General features: G+C 65.9%; 22 protein-coding genes. 10 read left to right on the top strand and 12 right to left on the bottom strand.

The window, feature by feature from the left end; translation table 11 throughout:
- Positions 1 to 2 precede the first annotated feature (2 nt).
- Positions 3 to 1,130, bottom strand: a complete 1,128-nt coding sequence (locus tag Q5064_RS03225; protein WP_302962252.1) for an aldo/keto reductase — start codon at positions 1,128 to 1,130, stop codon at positions 3 to 5.
- 169 nt (positions 1,131 to 1,299) lie between these two features.
- Between Q5064_RS03225 and Q5064_RS03230 the strand changes: the two genes are divergently transcribed.
- Together Q5064_RS03230 and amrA are read left to right on the top strand one after the other, a co-directional pair.
- Complete coding sequence (locus tag Q5064_RS03230; RefSeq protein WP_302962254.1) at positions 1,300 to 1,893, top strand: 5-formyltetrahydrofolate cyclo-ligase; 594 nt, start codon at positions 1,300 to 1,302, stop codon at positions 1,891 to 1,893.
- A gap of 98 nt (positions 1,894 to 1,991) precedes the next feature.
- Positions 1,992 to 3,713: an AmmeMemoRadiSam system protein A gene (gene amrA / locus Q5064_RS03235; protein ID WP_302962256.1), complete on the top strand. Its 1,722-nt coding sequence runs from the start codon at positions 1,992 to 1,994 to the stop codon at positions 3,711 to 3,713.
- Here amrA and Q5064_RS03240 read toward each other — a convergent pair.
- A complete protein-coding gene (locus tag Q5064_RS03240; protein WP_302962257.1) occupies positions 3,710 to 4,630 on the bottom strand; it encodes a LysR family transcriptional regulator in 921 nt (306 codons plus the stop codon). The genes amrA and Q5064_RS03240 overlap by 4 nt on opposite strands.
- Before the next feature lie 130 nt (positions 4,631 to 4,760).
- Here Q5064_RS03240 and Q5064_RS03245 point away from each other — a divergent pair, with 130 nt between their 5' ends.
- Positions 4,761 to 5,336, top strand: coding sequence for a DapH/DapD/GlmU-related protein (locus tag Q5064_RS03245; RefSeq protein ID WP_302962259.1), 576 nt, complete (start codon positions 4,761 to 4,763; stop codon positions 5,334 to 5,336).
- Between the two features lie 216 nt (positions 5,337 to 5,552).
- Here the strand turns inward: Q5064_RS03245 and Q5064_RS03250 are convergent, their stop codons facing one another.
- On the bottom strand, positions 5,553 to 6,539 hold the full coding sequence (locus Q5064_RS03250) for an alpha/beta hydrolase (RefSeq protein WP_302962261.1): 987 nt from the start codon (positions 6,537 to 6,539) through the stop codon (positions 5,553 to 5,555).
- Positions 6,540 to 6,805: 266 nt separating this feature from the next.
- On the opposite strand from Q5064_RS03250, the gene Q5064_RS03255 reads away from it, so the two are divergent.
- The 3 genes from Q5064_RS03255 to Q5064_RS11350 are packed head-to-tail and all read left to right on the top strand — an operon-like array spanning position 6,806 to position 7,578.
- Entirely contained in the window at positions 6,806 to 7,081 is a 276-nt protein-coding gene (locus Q5064_RS03255; RefSeq protein WP_302962262.1) for a hypothetical protein, read from the top strand.
- Positions 7,074 to 7,298 (top strand): hypothetical protein, encoded by a 225-nt coding sequence (locus Q5064_RS03260; protein WP_278798971.1) that lies wholly within the window; start codon positions 7,074 to 7,076, stop codon positions 7,296 to 7,298. Before Q5064_RS03255 ends, Q5064_RS03260 begins: the two co-directional genes overlap by 8 nt.
- 1 nt (position 7,299) lies before the next feature.
- Positions 7,300 to 7,578: a DUF4160 domain-containing protein gene (locus tag Q5064_RS11350; protein ID WP_368389091.1), complete on the top strand. Its 279-nt coding sequence runs from the start codon at positions 7,300 to 7,302 to the stop codon at positions 7,576 to 7,578.
- A gap of 8 nt (positions 7,579 to 7,586) precedes the next feature.
- On the opposite strand, the gene Q5064_RS03265 is transcribed toward Q5064_RS11350, so the two are convergent.
- The 4 genes from Q5064_RS03265 to Q5064_RS03280 all read right to left on the bottom strand — a co-directional run bounded on the left by Q5064_RS03265 (position 7,587) and on the right by Q5064_RS03280 (position 12,745).
- Positions 7,587 to 8,651: a hypothetical protein gene (locus tag Q5064_RS03265; protein WP_302962265.1), complete on the bottom strand. Its 1,065-nt coding sequence runs from the start codon at positions 8,649 to 8,651 to the stop codon at positions 7,587 to 7,589.
- Positions 8,648 to 10,057: a galactokinase family protein gene (locus Q5064_RS03270; RefSeq protein WP_302962267.1), complete on the bottom strand. Its 1,410-nt coding sequence runs from the start codon at positions 10,055 to 10,057 to the stop codon at positions 8,648 to 8,650. The genes Q5064_RS03265 and Q5064_RS03270 overlap by 4 nt, the downstream gene beginning before the upstream one ends.
- The gene (locus Q5064_RS03275; protein ID WP_302962270.1) at positions 10,032 to 11,972 is read right to left on the bottom strand and encodes a glycoside hydrolase family 2 protein; all 1,941 of its coding nucleotides are present in this window, start codon (positions 11,970 to 11,972) and stop codon (positions 10,032 to 10,034) included. The genes Q5064_RS03270 and Q5064_RS03275 overlap by 26 nt, the downstream gene beginning before the upstream one ends.
- Before the next feature lie 143 nt (positions 11,973 to 12,115).
- Entirely contained in the window at positions 12,116 to 12,745 is a 630-nt protein-coding gene (locus tag Q5064_RS03280) for a TetR/AcrR family transcriptional regulator (RefSeq protein WP_302962272.1), read from the bottom strand.
- A gap of 394 nt (positions 12,746 to 13,139) precedes the next feature.
- Here Q5064_RS03280 and Q5064_RS03285 point away from each other — a divergent pair, with 394 nt between their 5' ends.
- Entirely contained in the window at positions 13,140 to 14,246 is a 1,107-nt protein-coding gene (locus Q5064_RS03285) for an endonuclease/exonuclease/phosphatase family protein (protein ID WP_302962273.1), read from the top strand.
- 177 nt (positions 14,247 to 14,423) lie between these two features.
- Here the strand turns inward: Q5064_RS03285 and Q5064_RS03290 are convergent, their stop codons facing one another.
- Positions 14,424 to 14,978 carry a DJ-1 family glyoxalase III gene (locus Q5064_RS03290; RefSeq protein WP_302962274.1) on the bottom strand — a complete coding sequence of 185 codons (555 nt, stop codon included), beginning with the start codon at positions 14,976 to 14,978 and terminating at the stop codon, positions 14,424 to 14,426.
- Between the two features lie 204 nt (positions 14,979 to 15,182).
- On the opposite strand from Q5064_RS03290, the gene Q5064_RS03295 reads away from it, so the two are divergent.
- Positions 15,183 to 16,835: a response regulator transcription factor gene (locus tag Q5064_RS03295; protein ID WP_302962275.1), complete on the top strand. Its 1,653-nt coding sequence runs from the start codon at positions 15,183 to 15,185 to the stop codon at positions 16,833 to 16,835.
- A 121-nt stretch (positions 16,836 to 16,956) separates the two neighbouring features.
- Here the strand turns inward: Q5064_RS03295 and Q5064_RS03300 are convergent, their stop codons facing one another.
- On the bottom strand, positions 16,957 to 18,663 hold the full coding sequence (locus Q5064_RS03300) for an FAD-dependent oxidoreductase (RefSeq protein ID WP_302962277.1): 1,707 nt from the start codon (positions 18,661 to 18,663) through the stop codon (positions 16,957 to 16,959).
- A 351-nt stretch (positions 18,664 to 19,014) separates the two neighbouring features.
- Between Q5064_RS03300 and Q5064_RS03305 the strand changes: the two genes are divergently transcribed.
- A complete protein-coding gene (locus tag Q5064_RS03305; protein ID WP_028026907.1) occupies positions 19,015 to 19,281 on the top strand; it encodes a DUF4160 domain-containing protein in 267 nt (88 codons plus the stop codon).
- A 15-nt stretch (positions 19,282 to 19,296) separates the two neighbouring features.
- Entirely contained in the window at positions 19,297 to 19,596 is a 300-nt protein-coding gene (locus Q5064_RS03310; RefSeq protein ID WP_302962279.1) for a DUF2442 domain-containing protein, read from the top strand.
- 77 nt (positions 19,597 to 19,673) lie between these two features.
- Here Q5064_RS03310 and Q5064_RS03315 read toward each other — a convergent pair whose 3' ends face one another.
- From Q5064_RS03315 to Q5064_RS03325, 3 genes are all read right to left on the bottom strand, one after another.
- Positions 19,674 to 21,005, bottom strand: a complete 1,332-nt coding sequence (locus Q5064_RS03315) for a radical SAM protein (protein WP_302962281.1) — start codon at positions 21,003 to 21,005, stop codon at positions 19,674 to 19,676.
- Between the two features lie 82 nt (positions 21,006 to 21,087).
- On the bottom strand, positions 21,088 to 21,954 hold the full coding sequence (locus Q5064_RS03320) for a molecular chaperone (protein WP_302962283.1): 867 nt from the start codon (positions 21,952 to 21,954) through the stop codon (positions 21,088 to 21,090).
- Positions 21,954 to 22,529 (bottom strand): 4Fe-4S dicluster domain-containing protein, encoded by a 576-nt coding sequence (locus Q5064_RS03325; protein WP_302962284.1) that lies wholly within the window; start codon positions 22,527 to 22,529, stop codon positions 21,954 to 21,956. The genes Q5064_RS03320 and Q5064_RS03325 overlap by 1 nt, the downstream gene beginning before the upstream one ends.

Raw genomic sequence — 22,529 nt, forward strand, 5'->3', positions numbered from 1 at the left:
CCCTACCCCTCGAAGTGTTCCACGGCTTCGGCGAGGTGGTCGATGATGTTGATGGACTGGGGGCACATGGCCTCGCAGGTGCCGCACTGGATGCACTTGGACGCGGGGCCCTCGGCGGCCTGCCAGCTGTAGAGCCCCTTGGCGAACTCGCGGTCCTCGGTGGTCTTCTCCAAGTTCAGCAGGTTCAGGGCCACGGGGATCTTCACGCCCTCGGGGCAGTCCTTCACGCAGTAGCCGCAGTTGGTGCAGGGGATGAGGTCCACCGAGCGCAGGGCTGCGATGGCACCGTCGATAGCGGCGCGCTCCTGCTCATTCAGCGGGGTGTGCGTCTGGAAGGTGCGCATGTTGTCCTGCATCTGCTCGAGCGTGGAGGCGCCGGCGAGCACCGCGAGCACGCCGGGCAGATCGAGGCAGAAGCGGTAGGCCCAGGAGGCCTGGCTCGCCTCGGGGTTCGCCTCGGCGAGCACCGCCGCGCCGCGCTCAGGCAGATTCGCCAGACGGCCGCCGCGCACCGGCTCCATGATGATGACGGGCACGCCGTGCTTGGCCGCCACCTCCATGCAGCGAGCCGACTCGGTCACCGGATCGTCCCAATCCAGGTAGTTCACCTGCAGCTGCACGAAGTCCATGTTCGGATGCGCCGTGAGCAGCTCGTCGAGCACGTCGGCCCCGTCATGGATGGAAAAGCCGATGTTGCGCACAAGCCCGCGCTCCTTCGCGTCGGCCACGTAGTTCCACATGTCGTACTCGTCGAACTTGGCCGTGCGCTTGCCGCCCACGTTGTGCAGCAGGTAGAAGTCGATGTAGTCCACCCCGAGACGCTCCAGGGAGGTGGGCAGGCAGGCCTGAGCCTCCTCCTTGCTCGCGCACGCCCAGGCCAGACACTTCGTGGCCAGCGTGAAGGCCTCGCGCGGGTAGCGCTCGACGAGGGCCTGGCGCAGGGCGCCCTCCGAGCAGCCGTTGTGGTAGACGAAGGCCGTGTCCACGTAGGTGCCGCCCTGGGCGATGAACTCGTCCACCATGGCCTTGACCTGCTCGATGTCGATGGCGGTCACATCATCCGGATCGGTCAGGGGCAGGCGCATGGCCCCGAAGCCGAGCTTGCCCACGCCCTCGTAAGATGCCGTCATAGGTGCTCCTCTCATAGGCTCCTCTTGTTGTCTCGCTGTCGAGAAGAGTAAAGGTTGGAGTCAGCTCTAAGTCAAGAGGGCGGCCGCGAGCGGTTATCCGCGACGCGCTTCCCGACAGGACGGCCGTTCTTGGCAGCGCGGCGGCACGGGGCGGCCTATCATGCGATCCATGGGAACGGAAGAGAAAAAGCGGCTGCGCACCGAAGCCCGCGCCCTGCGCGAGGGGCTTGGCGCCGCCTACCGAGCGCAGGCCGATGAGGCCATCGCTGCCCGCGTGACGGCCAGCGAGGCTTTCTCCGAGGCGCCGCTCGTGCTCGCCTACTGCTCGGTGGGCAGCGAGGTGGATACCCGCGCGCTCATCCGGGAGGCCCTGCGCCGCGGCAAAGTCGTGGCGCTTCCCCGCGTGGTACCCGGCACCCGCACGATGACCTGGCACGCCATCGGCTCGCTCGCCGACGCGGCGCCGGGCTTCGCGGGCATTCCCGAGCCGGCCGACGATGCCGCCACCCGCATCGACGCCACAGCCGTCGACAAGTGCGCGCTCGCCCTTGTGCCCGGGCTCATCTTCGATACCCATGGCTTCCGCCTCGGCTATGGCGGCGGCTTCTACGACACCTTCCTCTCCACCTTCCCCGGACGCTCCCTCGGGCTCATCCGCGAGCGGCAGCTCATCGACGACCTGGAGAAACGCGATGCCCGGGAGCCCTTCGACCGACCCGTGGGACTAGTTGCCACCGAAGGAAAACTGCTAACGATACTGTGACAGTTCGCTGAGAGAGAGGCTCATCGCAGCCGTCATCCCTCACCATATTCCTCGCTGAAACGTCGTTTATTCGCCCTACCAGAAGAGGAAGGTGTGCCATGGGCCTTCTTGCCGCCTACGCCGTCCCCCATCCGCCGCTCATCGTGCCCGCCGTGGGCCAGGGCCAGGAGGCGGCCGTCGCCGACACCACGGCGGCTTACGAGGAGGTCGCCCGGCGCGTGGCCGAGGCCGACCCCGATATCATCGTCATCGCCTCTCCCCACGCGCCGCTCTACCGCGACGGCTTCTTCATCTCCAACGCCGACGAGGAAACCGGCTCGATGGCCCAGTTCGGGCAGCCCCACATCACCGTGACCACTCGCGGCGACGCCGAGTTCGCCCAGGCGGTGGCCGACCGCCTCGCCCGGCGGTCCATTCCCGTGGCCGGGGCGCCGGCCGCCCAGACCGAGATCGACCACGGCGCCTTCGTGCCCCTGCACTTCCTCGCCCAGACGGTGGACTTGGAAGAGGTGCCGGTGCTGCGCGTGGGGCTCTCGGCGCTCTCGCCTTCCGACCACCACTTCCTCGGGCAGTCCATCACCCGGGCCGCAGAGCGGCTGGACATGCGCTGCGTGCTCATCGCCAGCGGGGATTTGTCCCACCGCCTGAAGGAGGACGGCCCCTACGGCTTCAACCCGGCCGGCCCCAAGTTCGACCGCGCCGTGGAAGGCGTGTTCGCCCGCGGAAACCTGCAGGAGCTCTTCGCGCTTGACCCGGTGATGTGCGAGAACGCGGCGGAATGCGGGCTGCGCTCCTTCGAGATCATGGCCGGCGCGCTGGAGGGGCTTCCCTTCCGCCCCCAGCTGCTCAGCTACGAGGGGCCCTTCGGGGTGGGCTACGCCATCGCCGCCTTCGAGGTGGAGGCAGGGCCTTCCAGCACCGAGGAGGAAGTGGAAGCCGAGATTCGCGGCGCCCACGCCAAAGCCGCCCGCGAGCACGAGGAGGCGGTTGAGGGGCCGGAAGATGGCGCGCTGCCCGATGCCGAGCGCGCGGGCGAGCGGCAAGACCGTTGCGAGGGCGGGGCGCGCAGCAACGTCGACGCGGCGGCTGCGGGCAAGACTGCCGGTGCCGCCGTCGCCTCGGCCAGTGCCGCCGGCGCGGCATCGGCGAAGACCCCTGGAGCCCCCGATTCGGGCACGCCGGCACACCGGCACCCCCTCGCTTGGGACCGGGATGCCGACGACTCCCTTGACGCAGAGGAGCGCGAGGCGAACGAAGAGATCCTCTCGCTCGTGCTGGATCCCGAGGTAGACCCCCTCGTGGCCCTCGCGCGGCTGAGCGTGGAGTCCATCGTGGGAAGCGGCGAGGTGCTCGCCGTGCCCCAGGGGCTGCCCGACTCCATGACGGGACGGCGGGCCGGCGCCTTCGTGAGCCTGCACAAGGACGGCAAGCTGCGCGGGTGCATCGGCACCATCGCACCGGCCCGCGACTGCCTGGCCGAGGAGGTCATCATGAACGGCGTGGCCGCCGCCACCGAGGATCCGCGCTTCCCGCAGGTGCGGCCCGACGAGCTGGACGCCCTGTCCTACTCGGTGGACGTCCTCGGCGAGCCGGAGCCCGTGCACTCGCTCGAGCAGCTGGATCCGATGCGCTACGGCGTCATCGTGACCCGCGGCTTCAAGCGGGGCCTGCTGCTGCCCGATCTGGAGGGCGTCGACACAGTGATGGACCAGCTCGCCATCGCGAAGCAGAAGGCGGGCATCCGCGCCGACGAGGACGCGAAGATCGAGCGCTTCGAGGTAGTGCGCCACATCCTGGGCGGCACCGCCCGCAGCGCCTAGGCGGCCGCCGGTTCCGAAGGGGTTTCCTCCCCCATCTCGGCGACCAGCTGGCGCAGCTCCTCGAGGAAGAGCCGCGCGGCGCGGGAATGGGCCTGGCTGCGCTTCCACACGAGGTACACCCCGGCCGTGCGGGGCGGATCCAAGGGCACGAAGGCGAGGCCCGAGCCCGGCGAGGCGTCCACAATGCCGTCGAGGGCGAAGACGCAGCCGGCTCCCTCGCGAGCGAAGCGGGCGGCGTTGTAGAGCAGATCGTAGCGGCCGGCGATGGCGAGCGCCGAGGCGTCGACGCCCATCCAGGCTGCCAGCTCGCCGCGGGCGCCGGCGCGGTGGGGCACGATGAGCCGCGCGGCGCGCACGTCGGCCGGGGTGACGGCCGGCAGCGCGGCCAGCGGGTCGTCGGCACCCACGAGCATGCCCCACCTATCCTCGTGGGGCAGCCGCAGCATCTCGTAGCGGTCCACGTCCACAGCGGGCTCTATCAACAGCCCGAAGTCGGCAAGCCCCCGGTCGAGCTTCTCGAAAACGCGCTCGGCATCCCCCGAGAACAGGCGGTACCCGATAAGCGGCTGGCGCTCCTGGAGCCGCGCCGCCACCCGGGCGAGAAGGTCCACGGCCTCGGTTTCCGCCCCGGCGATGTGCACATCGCCCGATACCGCCTCGTCGGTGGCGCCCACCTCCGCCCGCGTCTTCTCGAACAGATCCACCAGCTCCTGGGCCCGCTCGCGCAGAAGAAGGCCGTCCTCGGTCAGGGTGACGCGCTTGGGGCCGCGCACGAGCAATTCCACGCCCAGCTCCACCTCCAAATCGCGCATGGCCCGCGAGAGCGGGGGCTGAGTCATGTGCAGCGCGTCGGCCGCCTTGGTGATGCTCTCCTCGCGGGCGACGGCGAGGAAGTACTGCAGCACGCGAATGTCCATGGGAGCACCTTTCCGACCACGGCTTGCATTCCCCAAAAGTATACCAATGGATGCGACATGTGCATTTGATATTACCGCGGGCCTTCGGTATAACAAGGAGAAGAAAGTCGAATGCAACAGGAGGCGGCCCATGAACCTGCAAGACTACCTCGATCACCTGAACGCCGGCCGCACCGTGGTGGGCGGGTCGGCCGAGCACGAGTTCATGCACGGCGTGAGCCAGGAGGCCATCCGCATCTGCATGGAGATCAACAACCGCTACCACACCCCCGACGAGCTGCGCGCGCTCATGGCCGAGCTGACGGGTCGGGCCGTCGATGCGGGATTCGCCCTCTTCCCGCCCTTCAACTCCGACTGCGGCAAGAACATCCACCTCGGCCGCAACGTGTTCGTCAACGCCGGCTGCAAGTTCCAAGACCAGGGCGGCATCTATTTGGGCGACCGCGTGCTCGTGGGGCAGAACGTGGTGCTGGCCACCTTGAACCACGGCATGGACCCGGCCCATCGCGGCGACCTCATCCCGGCTCCCATCCATATCGGCAACGACGTGTGGATCGGCGCGAACGCCACGGTGCTGCCCGGCGTGACCATCGGCGACGGCGCGATCGTAGCCGCCGGAGCCGTGGTAACCCGCGACGTGGAGCCCCTCACCGTCGTCGGCGGCGTGCCCGCCCGCCCCCTCAAGCGCATCGAGCCGGAGGCGTAGCGGCAACCGCTCTTCCATCGAAGCGTGACGGCATCTTCCGTCCTTAACCCAAGTTCGTCCTGATTTGTGTGAATTTCCGCACTTTTACGTCCTTATTTTTGCGAATTCTCACACCTTTCTGCTCCTAATCGCCAGCGCCGCCAAAAACGCAGGAGGCAGGGCAACCCCAGTACCAGTCATGCTTCTCGTTGCGGTTGAGGGCGGCGATGGAAACCGCTACGCTCCCAGAGCTTTCTCGTAGAAAGCGGCGATGGTGTCCCAGGGGATGATGTCCGTCTGGTCGTAGAGGTCGGTGTGGCTCGCGCCCGGCACGATGACGAGCTCCTTGTTGTCGGGGGCGATGCCGGCCTTCAGGTCCTCGAAGGTGGCCTCGCTGAAGTAGAGCGAGTGGGCGCGCTCGCCGTGCACGAGCATCACCGGCGCCTCGATCTCGCCGGCATAGACGGCGGTCGGGAAGTTCAGGAAGCTCTCGCAGCCGGTCACGTTCCAGCCGTCGTTGGAGTTCAGCGAGCGGGCATGGTAGCCGCGCGGCGTCTTGTAGTAGGCGTGATAGTCCTTGACGAAGTACGGGGCGTCCTCGGGCAGCGGATCCACCACTCCCCCGCCGCGGACGTAGTCGCCGGCGGCGTAATCGGCCGTGCGCTGGGCGGCCAGGGCGGCGCGCTTCTCGTTGCGGGCAGCGGGGCTGTCCTCGGCGTCGAAGTAGCCGTTGGCGTTCACCTGGGACATGTTGTACATAGTGGAGGCGACCGTCGCCTTGATGCGCGGGTCGCACGACGCGGCGCTCACGGCCATGCCGCCCCAGCCGCAGATACCGAGGATGCCCACGCGCTCACCGTCAACGTCGTCGCGATTCACGAGGTAGTCCACCGCGGCCATGAAGTCCTCGGTGTTGATGTCGGGCGAGGCCATGTAGCGGGGGCTGCCGCCGGATTCACCGGTGAAAGACGGGTCGAAGGCGATGGTGAGGTAGCCGCGCTCGGCGAGGGTCTGGGCGTAGAGCCCCGAGCTCTGCTCCTTCACGGCGCCGAACGGGCCCGACACGGCGATGGCCGCAAAGGGAGCCGTGCCGTCTACGGGCTTGTACAGATCGGCCGCCAGGCAAATGCCGTAGCGGTTGTGGAAGGTGGCCTTTTCGTGGCTCACCTTGTCGCTTTTCGGGAACACCTTGTCCCAGATGGGGGTCAGCTCCAGCTGCGTCATGCTCGTTGTCCTTTCACGCGAGATGCGGCGCGGATATGCGAACCCGCAAACGGGCCGTCCGCGCCGATGATTCCGATGCCATTATCTTCCCCGCTCGGCAGCAGGGGCAAATACCCGTTCCCAATACCTTCCCATGCCCTGCGAGCATGACGACGGGCGGCAGCATCGCGTGGGCGCATGAGGGAGCCTGTGAAAAGAGTCGACTTTTACTTCACAACTCTTTGGTATGCTTGTTGGGAAGAAACGTCCAGGGACGGAGCGAAACCATGTCTGCAAGCGATTCAGCCCTCTTGAGCAGCAGCGGCGACTTAAGCTGCTTCTCATTTGGTGCTCACAACATTCGCTTCCGCACGCCCCGCAACCTCGAGCGGTACCTTGATGTGGTTGAGTGGGACCACGGCTACCTAGTCGTCAACGCACGGTACCGGGGACTGCCCGACACCGAGGAGTACATCGACCTCGTTCCCATCCTGCAGAATCTCTATATCGATCCCGACCCGTTTCTCGCACCGATAAAGTCTGTGGAGGTCAGCTATGCCTGATGTTGCACAAATCGCAGATGACGCCGATGTTATCGTCAACGGGTATGCGTTTACTCATGCCGAAAACGGAAGCGTGCGCGTTCTCAACCTCAACCGTCCGACAAGCGCCGCGGTATTTGGCCCCAAAGAAGAGCTCTGGGAAACGACCATGGACGATATCGAGCTTGAAATCGTCCGCGAATACCTCGCTCGCAGCCTTAAGTACTTGGCGGCATAGCATGCCGAAATACTTCAACTTCAAAGTCTGCGGCTACTACCTTTACTTCACCAGCCACTGCATCGTGGAGTGCATGCACGTCCACGCAAGCGACCGAAAGCTGACCGAGCAGGGATCCGCGAAGTTCTTCGTGAGAGACGACGGCAGTTCCGTACTCCAATCGCCTGGCATTCTCAACGAACGAGAGGTAAGGCAGATTCAGTCATTCATCAGCGAGAACTATCGAGAGATGTATTTGACCTGGTCTCAATTCAGCGATGAGGGCTTCTACCGGGGATAGCCCCATCTTCACAACGCAGCGATGAGGGCGTTCCAGCCGGCGTGGCCGCACTCGTCGTCTTTGAAGACGCCCGTGGCCTGGAGGATCTCGTAGTAGGCGGCATCGCACACCGGGCGCACCTCGGGTAGCTCGGCGGCCAAGCGCCCCGGCAAGATGGCGCGGCCCATGATCTCGATGAGGCCGATGTTCTCCTTCTTGATGTGGAAGAGGCGCTCGGGCACGTGGAACAGGCCGTAAGGGCGCTCGGGTGTGGTGCGGTTGTTGCGCAGCACGAGGTCCATCACGTAGTCATCGCCCTCGCGCCACAGGATGGGGTTCAGCGTGTTGTGGGGAATGGGCTGCGGAACCGCCGCCGGTCTCCGCCCGTCCCCATCCGGGGCCTTCCCCGCGCCGTCGCCGCTCACGCCGCTCGGCGAGAAGGCCCGGATGCCGCAGGGCTCGAAGGAGAAGGAGCGCCAGACGTCCAACACGCGACAGGCGCCCTCTCGCAGGGAGGCGCGGTTGGTCGAGCGCAGGCGCACCACCGAGGCCGGCCAGCGCACGATGCCGGCGCGCACGCCCGGCAGCTCAGGCAATGCAAACGAGCGTGCCAGGGGCGCCTTCATGAGGGGGAATCGGTGGCCTCCCCCTTGGAAGTGATCGTGGGCAAGCAGCGATCCGCCCACGATGGGCAGGTCGGCATTCGAGCCGATGAACCACCGCGGGAACGCGTCGGCGAAATCGAGCAGCCGGTCGATCGTTCCGTGGGTGATGGCCATGGGGCGGTGCACCGGTGCCGATACGATGAGGTGCTCGGGGAAGTACCCGTAGGGCGAGAACCACCAGGCCCACTCCTCGTCGGCGAGCTTTACCGGGCGCACGTCCCCGCCGCCGGCGCCGGCGCAGGCAAGGCTCCCGTCGGTGGCGCGATGCCAGCAGAGAATGCAATCGTCGGCAGCTTCCGTCGCGCCGCCAGGCTCCGCAGCCCGGGCGATGGCGCCCGGGTCCTTCTCCGGCTTGGCCAGGTTGATGGTTATCTCCAAGGGCCCCGCGGGAGAGCCGGCCATCCACGCGGGGTTTTCCGCCGCGGTCATGACAGGTGCCGGGCGCGCACGCCGGGCGCCCCCAGGTTCACCTCGCGGCAGGCCGCATAGCCGAGCAGGCCGTCCATGGCCTCCATGAAGCCGGCGGTCTCCACGCTCGGCACGAACACGAGCACCGAGCCGCCGAAGCCGCCGCCGTGGATGCGCCACGCCCCGCGCTCGCCGAGCAGGTGCGCCGCCAGGCTCTGGATGACCATGGCCGGCTGGCGCGTCTCCGAGCCCGCATCGCGCAGCGAGACGTTCTGCAGGAACTGGGCCGATGAGGCTCCCGACAGGCGCACCTCGCGCAGGAAGAGCCCGAAGTCGCCGGCGGCCAGAGCCGCCCGCTGGGCGTTCACCCGGGCCACCTCGTCGTAGTAGTGCAGAGCGCGCATGGCGCGGCGGTCCCCCAGCTCGGTGCGCACGCGCTGCAGCTGGGCCAGAAGGGTATCTACCGGCGCGTCGCCCAAACGGGAGACGCCGAGCAGGTTGGCCACCATGCGCATGTCGGCGGGAATGGCGGCGAACTCGTCCTGGTGCAGCGAGTGGTCCTGGCGGCTGTCGACGAGCACGATGCGGTACCCCTCGGCCGCAGCATCAAGGGACACCGGCTCCACCACCGGCACCTTCGGCGCGAAGTCGATGGTCACCACCCCGCCGCAAGCGCTCGCCAGCTGGTCCTGGGCGCCGCAGGGCTTGCCGAAGTAGCGCTGCTCGCACTCCACCGCAACGAGCGCCACCGCCGCCGCGTCGAGCGGAACCTCCCCCGCAGCCGCGCTGCCCACAGGCACGTCGGGCGCGGGCGCATCTGCCGCCGATGCCGCGAACGGCCCCGGGCCGAACAGTCCCTCCAGCGCCGCGCCCAGCATCACCTCGAAAGCGGCCGACGACGACAGCCCGCAGCCCGGCGGCACGTCCGAGCAGGTGACGATGTCGAAGCCCCGCACCGTACCGCCGCGGGCCTCGAACAGGGCCGCCATGCCGCGCACCATCGCGCCGGGGGTCAGCGCCTCCACCGGGCGCGGCGCCGCCCACGACGGGTCGGACAGGTCCACCTCGTCGGTGCCGAAGCCCTCCATGACAGCGCGGATGCGCCCCAGGCCGTTCTCGGCCGCGAGCCCCCAGGTGCGCTCGCCGATGGCCGCCGAGATGACGCGGCCGCCCTGGTGATCCACATGGTTGCCGGCCACCTCCACGCGCCCGGGCGCCGAGGCCACGACGAAGCCGCGCGGGACGTCGGACGCGGGGCAGCCGGCACCATCGTCGACCACCCCGTCGCAGGCCGCACGCGCATCCGAGGCCGCCGGCCTTGCGCCGAACACCTCGTCGAACAGCTCCCGCAGCCGCGCGGGCGGCTCATCGGGAAAACCCGGCCCTTCCCGCCTCGCAGAGCTATTCCCCGTCATCGGCGCATCCATGGGTTCCCTCCTTGAGCTTGTTCACTCGCCGGTCGTAGGTGAGGATGCCGTTCACTTCCTCCTCCACGTCCGACAGCTGGGTGTACACGAACCCCGCCAGACCCGCGCCCTCGAGCGCCGCCGCCTCGTCGAGAGCGCGCCGCACGGCCGCCGCCCAGCTCGCCGCATCGGGGAAGGTGTCGTAGCCGTAGCTCTCGGCGAAGGCGCTGTGGTCTTCCACGCGCAGGGAGGCGCCGCCGAACTCCGAGATGGCGAAGGCCCGGCCGCCGCGTTCGGCCGCGCGCCCGAAGAGCCGGTCGGGCGCATCGGGGTACACCTTCAGGGCGCGGAAGTAGTTGTGCACCGAGAGGAAGTCGCCACAGCCCTGGTCGTACCAGCCGCTGACGGCGTCCACCGGCCGCGTCGGGTCGATGCGCCGGACGGCCTCGGTGGCCAGCCGCGCGTCGAACTGCCCCCAACCCTCGTTGAACAGCACCCAGCACACCACCGACGGGTGGTTGCGCAAATACCCCACGGTGCCCCGGCAGGTGCGCCGCCACTCATCGCGGTAGCGGGCGTCGCCGGCGCCGAGCTTCTCCTGGTGCGCGGGCACGGTGTCGTCGTAGGCGTTCCAGCTGCCCCGCCACAAGGTGGGCTTGAAGCTCGTCTCCCACGACCCGTAGGCCCCGCCGCCGCTCACCATGTCCTGCCACACGAGCATGCCGAGCCTGTCGCAGTGGTAGTACCAGCGGTCGGCCTCCACCTTCAGGTGCTTGCGCAGCATGTTGAAGCCGGCGTCCCTCATGGCCTGGATGTCGTAGGCGAGCGCCTCGTCGGAGGGAGCGGTCATCAGGCCGTCGGACCAGTAGCCCTGGTCGAGCACGCCGCACAGCAGCAGCGGCTCGCCGTTCAGGAGGAAGCGGAAGACGCCCTTCTCGTCGCGCGCCACCTCCACGGTGCGGAAGGCGGTGTAGCTGTGCACGGCATCGGCGCCGTAGCGCAGCGTGAGGTCGTAGAGGTGCGGGTCGGAGGGGCTCCAGAGCCGGCAGCCGGGCACAGGAACCGCCACGCGCACCCGGCGGCGCGCCGCCCCGTCGGACGGAGCGCCCAGAGGCGTGGCACCCTCTTCCACGGCCACGGCCGCCGAGGCCACCTGGCGCCCCTCGCCGTCCGCCACGTACAGGCGCAGCAGACCCGCCGTGCCCCGCACGTCCACGTCGACGACGAGCAGCTCCCCCTCGGCGTCGGGCCGCAAAACGAGCGACTCGATGTGCCGCTCGGGCACCACCTCCATCCACACCGGCTGCCAGATGCCGCTTTGGGCCGTGTACCAGATGCCGCCGTGCTCGAGGCGCTGCTTGCCGCGCAGCTGCGTACCCGTATCGCTCGGGTCGCGCACGGCCAGGGCGATGACGAAGTCGCCTCCCTGCTGGTAGGCCAGGGCCGCCTCGCCGTCGCTGGCGGCGAGCGCATCGGTGATGTCGAAGGCGAAGGGGAGATAACCGCCCTCGTGGGTGCCCACGATGCGCCCGTTCACCGAGCAGACGCAGGCGAAATCGACGGCCTCGAAGTGCAAAAGGCACCGATCGCCCTCGCGCAACTCGGGGCGCGGCACGCGGCGGACGTACCACAGAAGCTCGTCGGGGGCCAGCGTGCGGCCCACGCCCGAGAGGAGCGACTCCGGCGAGAAGGGCACGAGGATGCGGCCGTCGAGGCGGTCGGGGGGTCGTGCGGCCGGACCCTTCCCCGCTGGCACGATGGCGTAGTCCCACCAGCCGTTCAGCATCGTGAACGACTCGCGGGCGAACTGGGGATGGGGGTGCTCGGCGCGCACGTCAGCAGGATCGAGCGCCTCGCCCCACGGGGTGAGCAGCGGACGCGCGGGGCCCGCATCGTGCTTGCGGGGAGCGCTGGCCAGCACGCGCTTGATGTCCACGGGGCGCTCCTCTCCTGCCGCTGCGGCCTCATCGGGCGGGCGCCGAGGCGCCGATTTTCCTTACCTACCGATGATAGCTAACTTGAGCGCCTGCGCGTCAAACGTAACCGATTCGCCACACCGAGCCGGCGTGCGCGGAGTCGCTAGGACGCCGTGCGCGGCTCCTCCAAGTGCAGCATCTGGGACACCACGTCGATGAGCACGTCGTCGTCGGCGTCGGGATGCGAGCGCAGATAGCTCACGAGCCCCACGATGAGCACGTAGAAGGTCTCGTAGAGGTGATCGGAGGGCTCGCTGTACTTCGTGTGCTGCACGAGCGGGTGCGACACCATGAACTCGGCGCCCTGGGCGGCGAAACGGTTGAGGAAGTCCAGGTAGAGCGCGGCATTCTCCTGGGTCGAGAGCGCCATGCGGAACGTGTTCTTCTCGAAGAGCACCATGCGCATGATCTTCACCATGGAGTGCAGCGACTCGTCGGTCTCCTGGGCGGCGCGGTCCTCGTGCCAGTGTTGCATGGCTTCCAGAAAGTCGGTGATGTACTGGTCGAGCACCGCGGAGGTGACTTCCTCCTTGTTCTGGAAGTAGTGGTAGAACAGCGAGCGCGTGACGCCCACGTGGTTGGTGATGTCCTGGATGGAGGTGTGGGCGAGCCCCTTCTCCTCGTACAATTCGCGGGCGGCCACCACGATCTCGGCCGAGCGCTTCGCCGTGTCGTTGCTGCGGAGGACTTCCCTGGTCGCGGTGGTGCGCCTGTTCTTCCGTGCCGTCTCCATGGGATCCTCCTCTTTTCGATGGCGCCACAGCCGCTCCGGAGAACGGAAGCCTGGGGCTGGTTGAGTATGGCGTGTGTAGAGACTATACGACTGCACAAAAATATGGCACCGCTGCGTAAGATCACTGTTACCGCACTGTCATTAACTGTTAACAGACTGTGCAGAAGGTTCGATCTTGGCCTGCTTTTACCCTATCGTTGTCATATCATTACCTTTGAGCTTGATTCAACTGGCGAGAGGGTACTGAAGGGGTATCAGAGAATGCCCCGCAACACGGCGTCGCCTTGCGCTGCGAACCGTCGGCTGCCGCCCCCCTCTAAGAGGGTACAATGGAAGGCAGGCGCGCGCAGATCCGTCGCGCCGCCTGCGTTGTGCATCCACACAAGGAGGGATGATGGCCAAAACCGTATGCAAGATTATCGGGACGCTGCTCGCGGCCGCACTGCTCGCGGCGGCAGCCTACGTCGCCTATGTGGTGCTCAGCTACGAGCGGCTGGAGGACGAGCTGCCGCTTTCCGCCGATGCGCCGCTGACGGGAGGCCCGTCGGCAGATGCCGTGGAGGCAGGCGCGGAGCTGACCGTCGTCTCGGCGAACATCGGCTTCGGGGCGTACAACCCCGCCTTCGACTTCTTCATGGACGGCGGAACCGGCTCGGTGGCGGAAAGCCCCGAGGTGGCGCGCGCGGACGTGGAGGGCAGCGCCGAGGCCATCGCCGCGCTCGATCCGGCATTCGTGCTGTTCCAGGAAGTGGACGTGGACGGCACCCGCAGCCACCATATCGACGAGTACGCGCTTTTGCGCGAGCAGTTCCCCGCCGATGCGGCCGTGTTCTGCCAGAACTACGACTCGGCCTTCCTCGCGTGGCCCCTCTACGCGCCCCACGGGGCAAACCGCGCGGGCCTGGCCACTTTCTCCGAGTTCCCCATCGCCGGGGCCGTGCGCTACCAGTTGCCCATCTCCGAGGGCTTCGGCAAGTTCCTCGATCTGGACCGCTGCTTCTCGGTCTGCCGCCTGCCTGTCAGCAACGGGCACGAGTTGGTGCTCATCAACGTGCACCTGTCGGCCTACGGTGCCGACGAGTCCATCATGGCCGCCCAGCGCGCCAAGCTCTACGACGTCATGGTGCGCGAGCGCGAGGCCGGCAACTACGTCATCGCGGGCGGCGACTTCAACCACGACATGATCGGCATCTCGGGCGACATCTACGGCAACGAGGTGGAGGCGGTGGAGAGCTGGGCGAAGCCCTACGACTTCGAGGGCGTGCCCGAGGGCTTCACCGTGGCCGCGAAGGCGAAGCTCGACGCGCTCGGCACCGAGGCCTTTGACGACGCCGCCACCTGCCGCGATGCGGGCCGCCCCTACGACGGCACCAACGACCGCTGGATCATGGACACCTTCATCTACTCGGACAATGTGGAGTGCATCGACTACGCCACCGTCGACTTGGACTTCGCCTACTCCGACCACAACCCCGTGGCCATGACCTTCAAGCTGCGCTAGCTCGCACCCGCATCCGCCCGCACGCCTGCCCGCGCGCCTTCCGGTCGTCGGACCTACAACCCGCAATACTCGCGCATATGCGTAGATCTTGCGGGAGCTCGCTGCAGAAACCGCGCATATGCGCGAGTCTTGCACTTCAAGCCGTGCATTTTCGCTGATTTTGAAATGGCGTACCAGCTACTTCGCCAGCATGTCGGCGGCCACCTCGTCGGCAGCGGCGTCGCCTTCCAACGTGCGCAGCAGCTGGATGCCGAAGGAAAGCGCCGTACCGGGGCCGGTAGCGGTGATGAGGTTGCCATCCACGAACACGTCGGCGCCGGGCTGGTACACGCCCGCCAGCCAGCCCTCTTCGCAGCCGGGATAGCATACTGCCGCGCGGCCGTTCAGCAGCCCGGCCTTGGCAAGCACCGTGGGGCCGGCGCAGATGGCGGCCACGTATTCGCCGGCTTCCATCCGGCGCGTCAGCTCGGCCATCACGCGGGCGTTGCGGCCGAGGTTTTCCACCCCGAGCGAGCCGCCGGGCACCACGGCCATATCGAAACCGGTCAGATCGAGAGTCGCAAGCGGGGCATCGGCCTGCAGCTTCACCCCATGGGCAGCACGTACCTCGAGGCCATCCTTAATGGAGGCCAGCACCACTTCCACGCCGCCGCGACGCAGCGCGTCCACGGGCGCCACCACCTCCAACGGCTCGCATCCATCGGCCAGAAACACCACGACGCTTTTGCTCATAGGGACTTCCTTTCCGCTACTTTCGACATATCGCGCTTATTGTACGCCAAGGACGGGCGCGCCGACGCAGCTGTTGACGCCGGGACGCGAAGGCGTTTGCTTCTCTCGCGGCGTTTGCTGCGCAAAACAAGCTGTTTCAGAAACACAAACCGCTTCGGCCCGAGGTAGCCGTTACAATAAACGCTTAACAGGGAGAGGAGTGGGATGTTTGACAGTTCGCGAAACCTGGTGCCCTTGCGGCAGTTGGGGTGGGCGTTTCTGCTCGCCTGGGTGTTCTGCGTGTTCTACACCAATGCCACGGGAGCTGTGAGCGCGGAGCCGTGGCAAGGGGACATGGCCTTGGGCCCGGCCCTCTACTACGCCGCCTTTCCGCTGGCCACCTCGGTGGCAACCCTCATCGCCATCGTCGTCGCCGAGCCACGCTTCGGCGCCCCGACCAACTACCGCGCGCTGCGCCTCGCCGCACCGCTTCTCACGGCCGCGAGCACGCCGCTGCTGTTCCTCACCGTTACCGATCCTGCGGCGAATGCCGTGCTGTTCGGCATCGGGTCGACGATGACGGGCGTCGGCAGCGCTCTTCTGTGGGTGATGTGGGGCGAATACTATGCGGTCATCCCCCGCGATACGTCGGAACTGCTCGCGCCGATCTCGGCAGTGTCGGCGGCGGTGCTCGTGCTGCTCGTCTCGGCCATGGAGGGCTGGGTGTCCATCGCCGTCGCAACCGCGCTTCCCCTCCTGTCGGGGCTGTGCTTCCATCTCGTCTGGACCGACAACGCGGACAAATCGGAGCGGTGCCTGGCCCAAGCTGCCCGAGCTGCCGGAAAAACCGGTCCGCGGCACCCTCTGGCGGGCCTCGGCCGTACAGGCTGCGGCATCTTGGCGGTATTCGCCATTGTCAGCATCGCGGGCATGAATCGAGCCGATCACGTGGAAGGCCTCGCCTTGCAGGCCATTCTCGTGTTCAGTGCTCTCATGATGGCGATTGTGGCCGTCCTGGCCGTGTCGGGCCCGCGCCGCATCTCGATGTTCTTCCTCTACCGCTGGATCTGCCCCACGCTGGTCATCGGGTTCGCCGCCGTCATCCTGTTCGGCGACGAAGGGGGCATCGCAGCCGTGGCCGCCTCGCTCGGCGGCCGCTTCACCTTCTGCCTCATCGCGCAGATCTACTTCGCGAACTACGCCGCCGCCGGACGCGCTACCCCGGCCCAGTCATCAAGCCTCGGATGGCTGTTCGTGCATGCCGGCGACCTTTTGGGCGTGGTGGTATGGGTCGCCCTGGAGCCGTGGATTTCCGCTGATCCGGCGGCCGTCCTGTGGGTCAGCACCGTGAGCATTGTCGTCCTCGTCGTCGTCACCATGATGGTCATGGGCGAGACGTCGGCTTTTCTGCGCGTACCCGAGCGCGATGCCGTCGAAGCCGGCGGCGGTAACGGCAAAGCCTGCGCTGCCGGCGAGACCGACACAGCCTCCAACATATGCGTCGGCCTCGATAGCGAAGCCGGCACTGCCGACACCGCTCGCGACGGCAGCTATGCGAGGCCCAGCGACAACGCCCTTCGCCGGGATAGTGCCGATACACTCTTGGAAGCCGCCACCGAACAACCCGCGCCGGATCCCGCCAGCGAGTCCGCCACAGAAGCTGACCCCGAGACGCGCATTGCCGCACTTGCCGCGGAGCACCGGCTCACACCCCGCGAGACCGAGGTGTTCGCGCTGCTTGCCCAGGGCCGCTCCATCCCCTACATCCGCGACGAGCTCATCATCAGCCGCGAGACGGCAGCCACCCACGCCAAGCACATCTACGCGAAGCTCGGCGTGCACTCCCGCCAAGAGCTCATCGACCTCGTACAGCGCTAGGACAAAAGCGGCATTCTTCTCCCAAACACAAAAGGGCTCCCCCGAAGGGGAGCCCGAAACGGTCGCCTGCTGAAAGGGAGGGATGGCAGGCTCGGGAAGCGCGTTTCTCCTAACTTGCGGCCTACTCCACGCCGAGGGCGTGCTTGGCGGCGATGCGGCCAAACGTGGCGCAGCGGCCGGCGTTGATGCCCGTGAAGTTGGACGGGTAGTTGTGCGGGTAGAAACCGCCCTGGTCGTTACCGCACACGTACAGACCCTCGATCACGCTGCCGTCGTTGCGCAGCGGCTGAGAATTCACGTCGGTGATGACGCCGTGGATGGTCACGAGCAGCTCGCCGCCGATACGCGCCGCGTAGAAGGGCGCCGCCTCCACGTCGGTGAGGCGATAGGCCGGCTTGCCGAAATCGGTATCCTCACCGGCAGCGGCCAGCTCGTTGTAGCGGGCCACGGTGGCCAAGAACGTCGCCTTCTGGTCGGCGTCGAAGTCCATCATGTCGGCCAGCTCCTCCAGGGTGTCGGCCTTCTTCAGGGTGCCGGCCTCCAGACGGGGCGCCAGCCAGAACTCGTCGAGGTGCTCCTTGGTGATGGCCTCGCAGTCGTACACGTCGGCGTTGAAGGCGGTGCCGGAGGGCGCCGGGTACAGGCGCGAGCAACCGCAAGTGTCGAACTGGGCGATGTCGTCCCAGTAGTTGCCGTCCCACACGATCCAGCTGTAGTGCTTCGGCTGGTTCGCGCCGGCGGCATAGCTCATGGGATAGCACTGGTCCTCGTTCATGAAGCGCTCGCCGTTCACGTTCACGTGCAGGAAGGGCTGGCTGCCGGGCAGGAAGATGTCGCCGCCCATGCGGTCCTCGGAGAACTCGAAACCGTCGGGCAGAATGGCGCGGTTCCACACCATGCACGCGCCGCCGGCCTCCAGCTCGGCGCCGGCCCACAGGGCCATGCGGATGCCGTCGCCGGTCTCGGTCACGGAATCGCGCAGGGCGCACCAGGTGGAATTGCCCGGGCACAGGTCGTTCAGCATCTCGATGTTGGCGCCGTAGCCGCCCGTGCACACGATGACGCCCTTGGAGGCGTTCACCTGGATGAAGCCGTCCTTGCCCTCGGCCACCACGCCGGTCACGCGGCCGGACTCGTCCAGAATGAGCTGCTGAGCCGGCGTCTCGAAACGGATCTCGCCGCCGAGCTCCTGGAACACCTCGGCCATGACCTCCACGTGGGCGTAGGAGTTGTAGTTCGGGCCGTCGGGATTGTACTCGCCGATGCAGGGGTTGTAGCACATGGCCGGATAATAGGCGTGCGGGTCGTCGGGGCAGTGCCATTCGAAGGGGAAGAGCATGCCCTTGGGGCCCAGGGTGTCGGCCATCCACTCGATCATCTCGCCGGACTTCTCGGCCCAGGTCTTGTACATGAGCATGTTCGCATCGCCAGACTGGGTCATGTTGGCGTGGTTCAGAAGCTCGGGCACGTCCACGATGTGATCGGGAGCCAGCTTGGAGTTCAGGGCGCCCACGGCCTCGCGGGCCATGGCTACGGTACCCTCCTTCTGCAGCACGACCACCTTTGCGCCGTTCTGGGCCGCCGTCGTCGCAGCCGGCATACCCGCGTTGCCACCGCCCACGACGACGATGTCGGCGTCGATGGTCTCCACGAACTCGGTGGGCATCTCGGGCTGGTCGCGCCAAGACGGGGCGCTTCCCGTGTCGGCGGTCTTCGTGCCGCCCTCGGTCGCCGTCGTGGGTGCGCAGCCCGCAAGCCCCATGGCGGCCAGGGCGCTCGCGGCAGCGGCGCCGGTCAGAAACCCGCGGCGAGAGAGATTGGTTTCCATAGCAGATCCTCCTTGGTATCGGTTCCGTCCGGCCCTCCCTTATCGAACCGAACGAAACGCAGCCTACCCGAGGAACCGCCCCAAGGTCATCGCCCGCATTCGGGTATTTACCCTCATACGAACTGGGAAAACGCGAAATATACCCGAGAATGGGTGAGATGGATTGCCGGAGCGGTCGAGCCAATTTCGCCGTACTGCACAGAGCTTGCAAATGCCCGACGGAACAAGTCGCAGCGCTTCGCCTCAACCATCCGGCAACATATGAGACTGGAGCACGGCAAAAGGCCCCGTCGAATAGTCATATCGGCACACGTGCTGTAAACTAACATAAATCTCGAAAGGAGCCGCATTATGCCAGAGCTCAGCCGATTCAAGGGCATCGTCATAAAGATGTACTACGACGATGTATCTCAGCACTACAAACCTCATGTGCATGTATTTTACGGAGACGAAGAGGCAGTAGTTGGCCTCGATGGAGAAGTGCTGTCGGGCAAGCTGCCATTGCGCCAGTACCGAATGGTGAGCGGCTGGCTCGCCCTGCATGAGGCGGAGGCTTATCGCGCATGGAACCTCGCCGTCGCGAAGAAGCCCTTCGAGAAGATCGAGCCGCTCGCATAACACAGGAGGAGCGAAATGTTTATATCGCAGGGATACATGTGCGCCAGTCAACCAGACGAGAACTTGAAGATTGTCAGCGCCCGGTACGTTGGTAACCTATGCATGCTCGTAACGTTCAGCACCGGAGAGACCAGACTGCTCGACGCCACTGAGTTACTGGACTTCGAGGCGTTTGCGCCCTTAGGAAATGCCGAGGTCTTTTCCGCGTTCTCGATTGAGCATGGTGTTCTCACCTGGAGCAACGGCGAGATCGACATCGCCCCCGAAGGACTTTACAGCAGGACTTACGAGTACCCAACGGAGCAAGTCGCTTAAACCCCGATCAGCGCCGATCACCCTCCCCCAAATGAGCGGACCCTACATAAGACCGGCAAGCGCCAGAGCAGAAACCGCTACCAATCTTGCGCAAAATCAAAGGTTGCTGGCGTTGTCTTATCGAGGCGCAGCTCGCGCAGGATAACCTCGCCGTTGCGCGACTCGCAAACAGCGTAGCTGATGGCAAGCTCGATATCGGGAAGCTCGCCTTGCAGCAGGGAGATAGCCTCAAGGGGAAATTCCGTGAAGTCAAGCTCATCGGCATCGTCGAAGTCGACTCTCTCGCGCGACAAAACCTCCCGGACAGGGACACGATCGTCTCCGAAGGTCTTGGCGGACTTCAGGAAGTAATCGCGCGCGGACAACGACCTCAGCGGGAAAAGGGCGGCAGAGCGCGCGTTCTGCCGGTATATCTGACCGGTATGCTTGTTCTCCAGAGAACAGTAGTGAACCCCCAGGGACAGGTTCTGCCCCAGCGCGAATTCAAGCAGTTCGGCGCATGCCCGCTCGCTGCCGTCTACCGGCAGACCTCCGGCATAGGAATAGTCGTAGAGCACGCGATAGGGATCAGGCTTCAGCTCATAGCCCCGTCGGGAGAATTCGTCACCATTGAAGAAGGGGAATCCGAGTTCAAGCAGGTTGATCCCCTTAACCCGCAGATCGTCGAGCCGAACGAGAAGATCCCTCATCAGTTCGCTCTCGTCGGGCATGACTGGCATCTCCACGAGCACGTCGGGAATGACGTCCACGGCAGAGCCGATAACCTCAAGCGCCTTCTCGACATCGGTCATGCCCTGATCGGTCTTCACGCTGAAGCGGATCTCATCGAGCCCCGCACAGGCCAAGCGATGCAGCACCTCATCGGTCGCGCCGAATCCGCTCGTGTAAAGACGCACATGCACTCCGGGAAACAACTCCTTCGCACGATGCACGAAGGCAACGGACTCCTCGGGAAACAGCAGAGGCTCGCCGCCCGTAAGGGCCACATGGGTGAACGCCGCGCCCTGTTCGGCACGCATCTCGAGTTGGTGGCACACGTCGCGCGCTGCTGGCCGGCGATCGTCAAAATCGGCCTGATTGGGATTGAAGCAGAAAAAGCAGCGATGGGGGCACTGCAATGTGAGTACGAACGTCTCTGTCCCCATCCCGAGTCGGCAGGCATCGCATGCAGAAGAGCGCCATGTCGCGAAGGCGCTCTTACCGTCGTTGCACACATGGACGGATGGGACATTCGAAAAATCGCCGGCCCGTATCCCGACATCTCCCGGAACCTTCTTGGCAAAGGCGACGCCAAAGCACTCCGCTCGCGCGCAGAACGCGTTCTCGATGGCTATATAGCGGGAGGCGTAATCGTGCAACGAACGATTCCCCACAAGATGAAGGCTCTCCTCTGAGATTTTCTCGACCACGAAGCCCCCCCCTTCCGCCTCCCATTTTACAACAAGCCTGCCAGACCGGGAGGAGCGGCCTGGCAGGCGCAACACGAAAGAGCTATCGGGGGCTAGCTATGAGCTCATTGTCCTCCAAGCCGCGAAGTCGCAGACCATGCAGCTTCGCGGTCGCATCGTCAAGCGCTGCGGCCTTGACTGTGACGGCATCGTCGGCAACCTCGGATAAGCGCCTTGGGCCGACCTCGTCAAGCCAGGCCAGCGTCTCGCCCAGGAAAACGCCATCGAGCTGCACGAGCGAGCGCAGCGCATGGATGACCTGTGGATAAAGCACCGCCTTGGTCACATGCAGAGACTGAGCCGCATATTCCGGAAGCCACGTTGCCATGTGCTCTTGGGAGAAACGGTACATAGCCGCAACGAGGTCGTGACCCTGATCGAAATCGCCAGCGCGAAGGGCAGCCTCGGCTCGTTCCGAGAGATCTGCCATGAAAGCGGCCATGATGGACACATGATCATCGGGAATATGTTTGAGCCGTCGCACCTGGAGACCGTAACCGGCATAAGCAGCGCGCACGGCCAGCGTGCTCGGCTGGAACACCATAGTCTCGCGGGTGAGGTAAGGGCCCTCCCATGGGTAGGCGGGCGGCTCGGCGGGGCCCTCGAAAAAGCGCGCGAACTCCTCCCGCGCCTCTTCCACGAAAGCGGCGTCTTCCGCCTTATCGCCGACTCCGCCGGCAAATGCCGCGAAGCTGGCCAGCGTGTCGTCCTCTCTCGCCAGCTCCCCTACGGCTTGCGCCGTCGCCTCACTGCCGATGGCGGCCAAAAGCTCGGTCGTCGGCTCGCCACCGAGAACTTTGTGAAACAGCGTGTACAAGTAAGCCCGAGCAGCAGCAAGCTCGTAGCACGCCTCGGCATCGGCCCTCAGGGCTTCCTCGCCGCATGCTTCGACCGCCATCGTCTCTCCCATTACAGCACGACCTCCTTAAAGGACGTCTCGGAGGCAGACTCCTTGGCCTTGATGCGGATGTTCGGGTTCGTCTCCGCTGTGCCCAGCGCTGGCAATTCGCTCACCAGATCGGCACCGTATTTCGCAACCAGATCGTCCACTTCGCCGAAATCCAGGGCGCGCATCATGCAGGCATCGACGCACACCGGATTCAGGCCCCCGTCACGCAGCGCCTTGCAGCTGTCGCACTTCACAATGAGATTCTGGTCCTCAACATACTGTGGAGCTCCGTAAGGACACGAGTTTACGCAGGTACGACAGCCAATACAGACCTCATCGTCGTGCAACACCACACCGCTCTCATCCTGGTACATGGCGCCGGTGGGGCAGTTGGCCACACAGGCCGGACTGTCGCAGTGGTTGCAGCCCACCGAAAGATGGTAGAGGCGCGCATTCGGAAACGTGCCGCTCTCGAAAGTGGTCACACGGCGCGGGATGGGGCCGGCCGCTTCCAAGCCCTGGCGATCTTTGCAGGCGATCTGGCACACGCGACAGCCGGTGCACCGGCTCTGATCGAAATAGAATCCCAAGCTCAT

Origin of the sequence: uncultured Adlercreutzia sp., from assembly GCF_958431955.1 — a bacterium.
Lineage (GTDB): Bacteria > Actinomycetota > Coriobacteriia > Coriobacteriales > Eggerthellaceae > Adlercreutzia.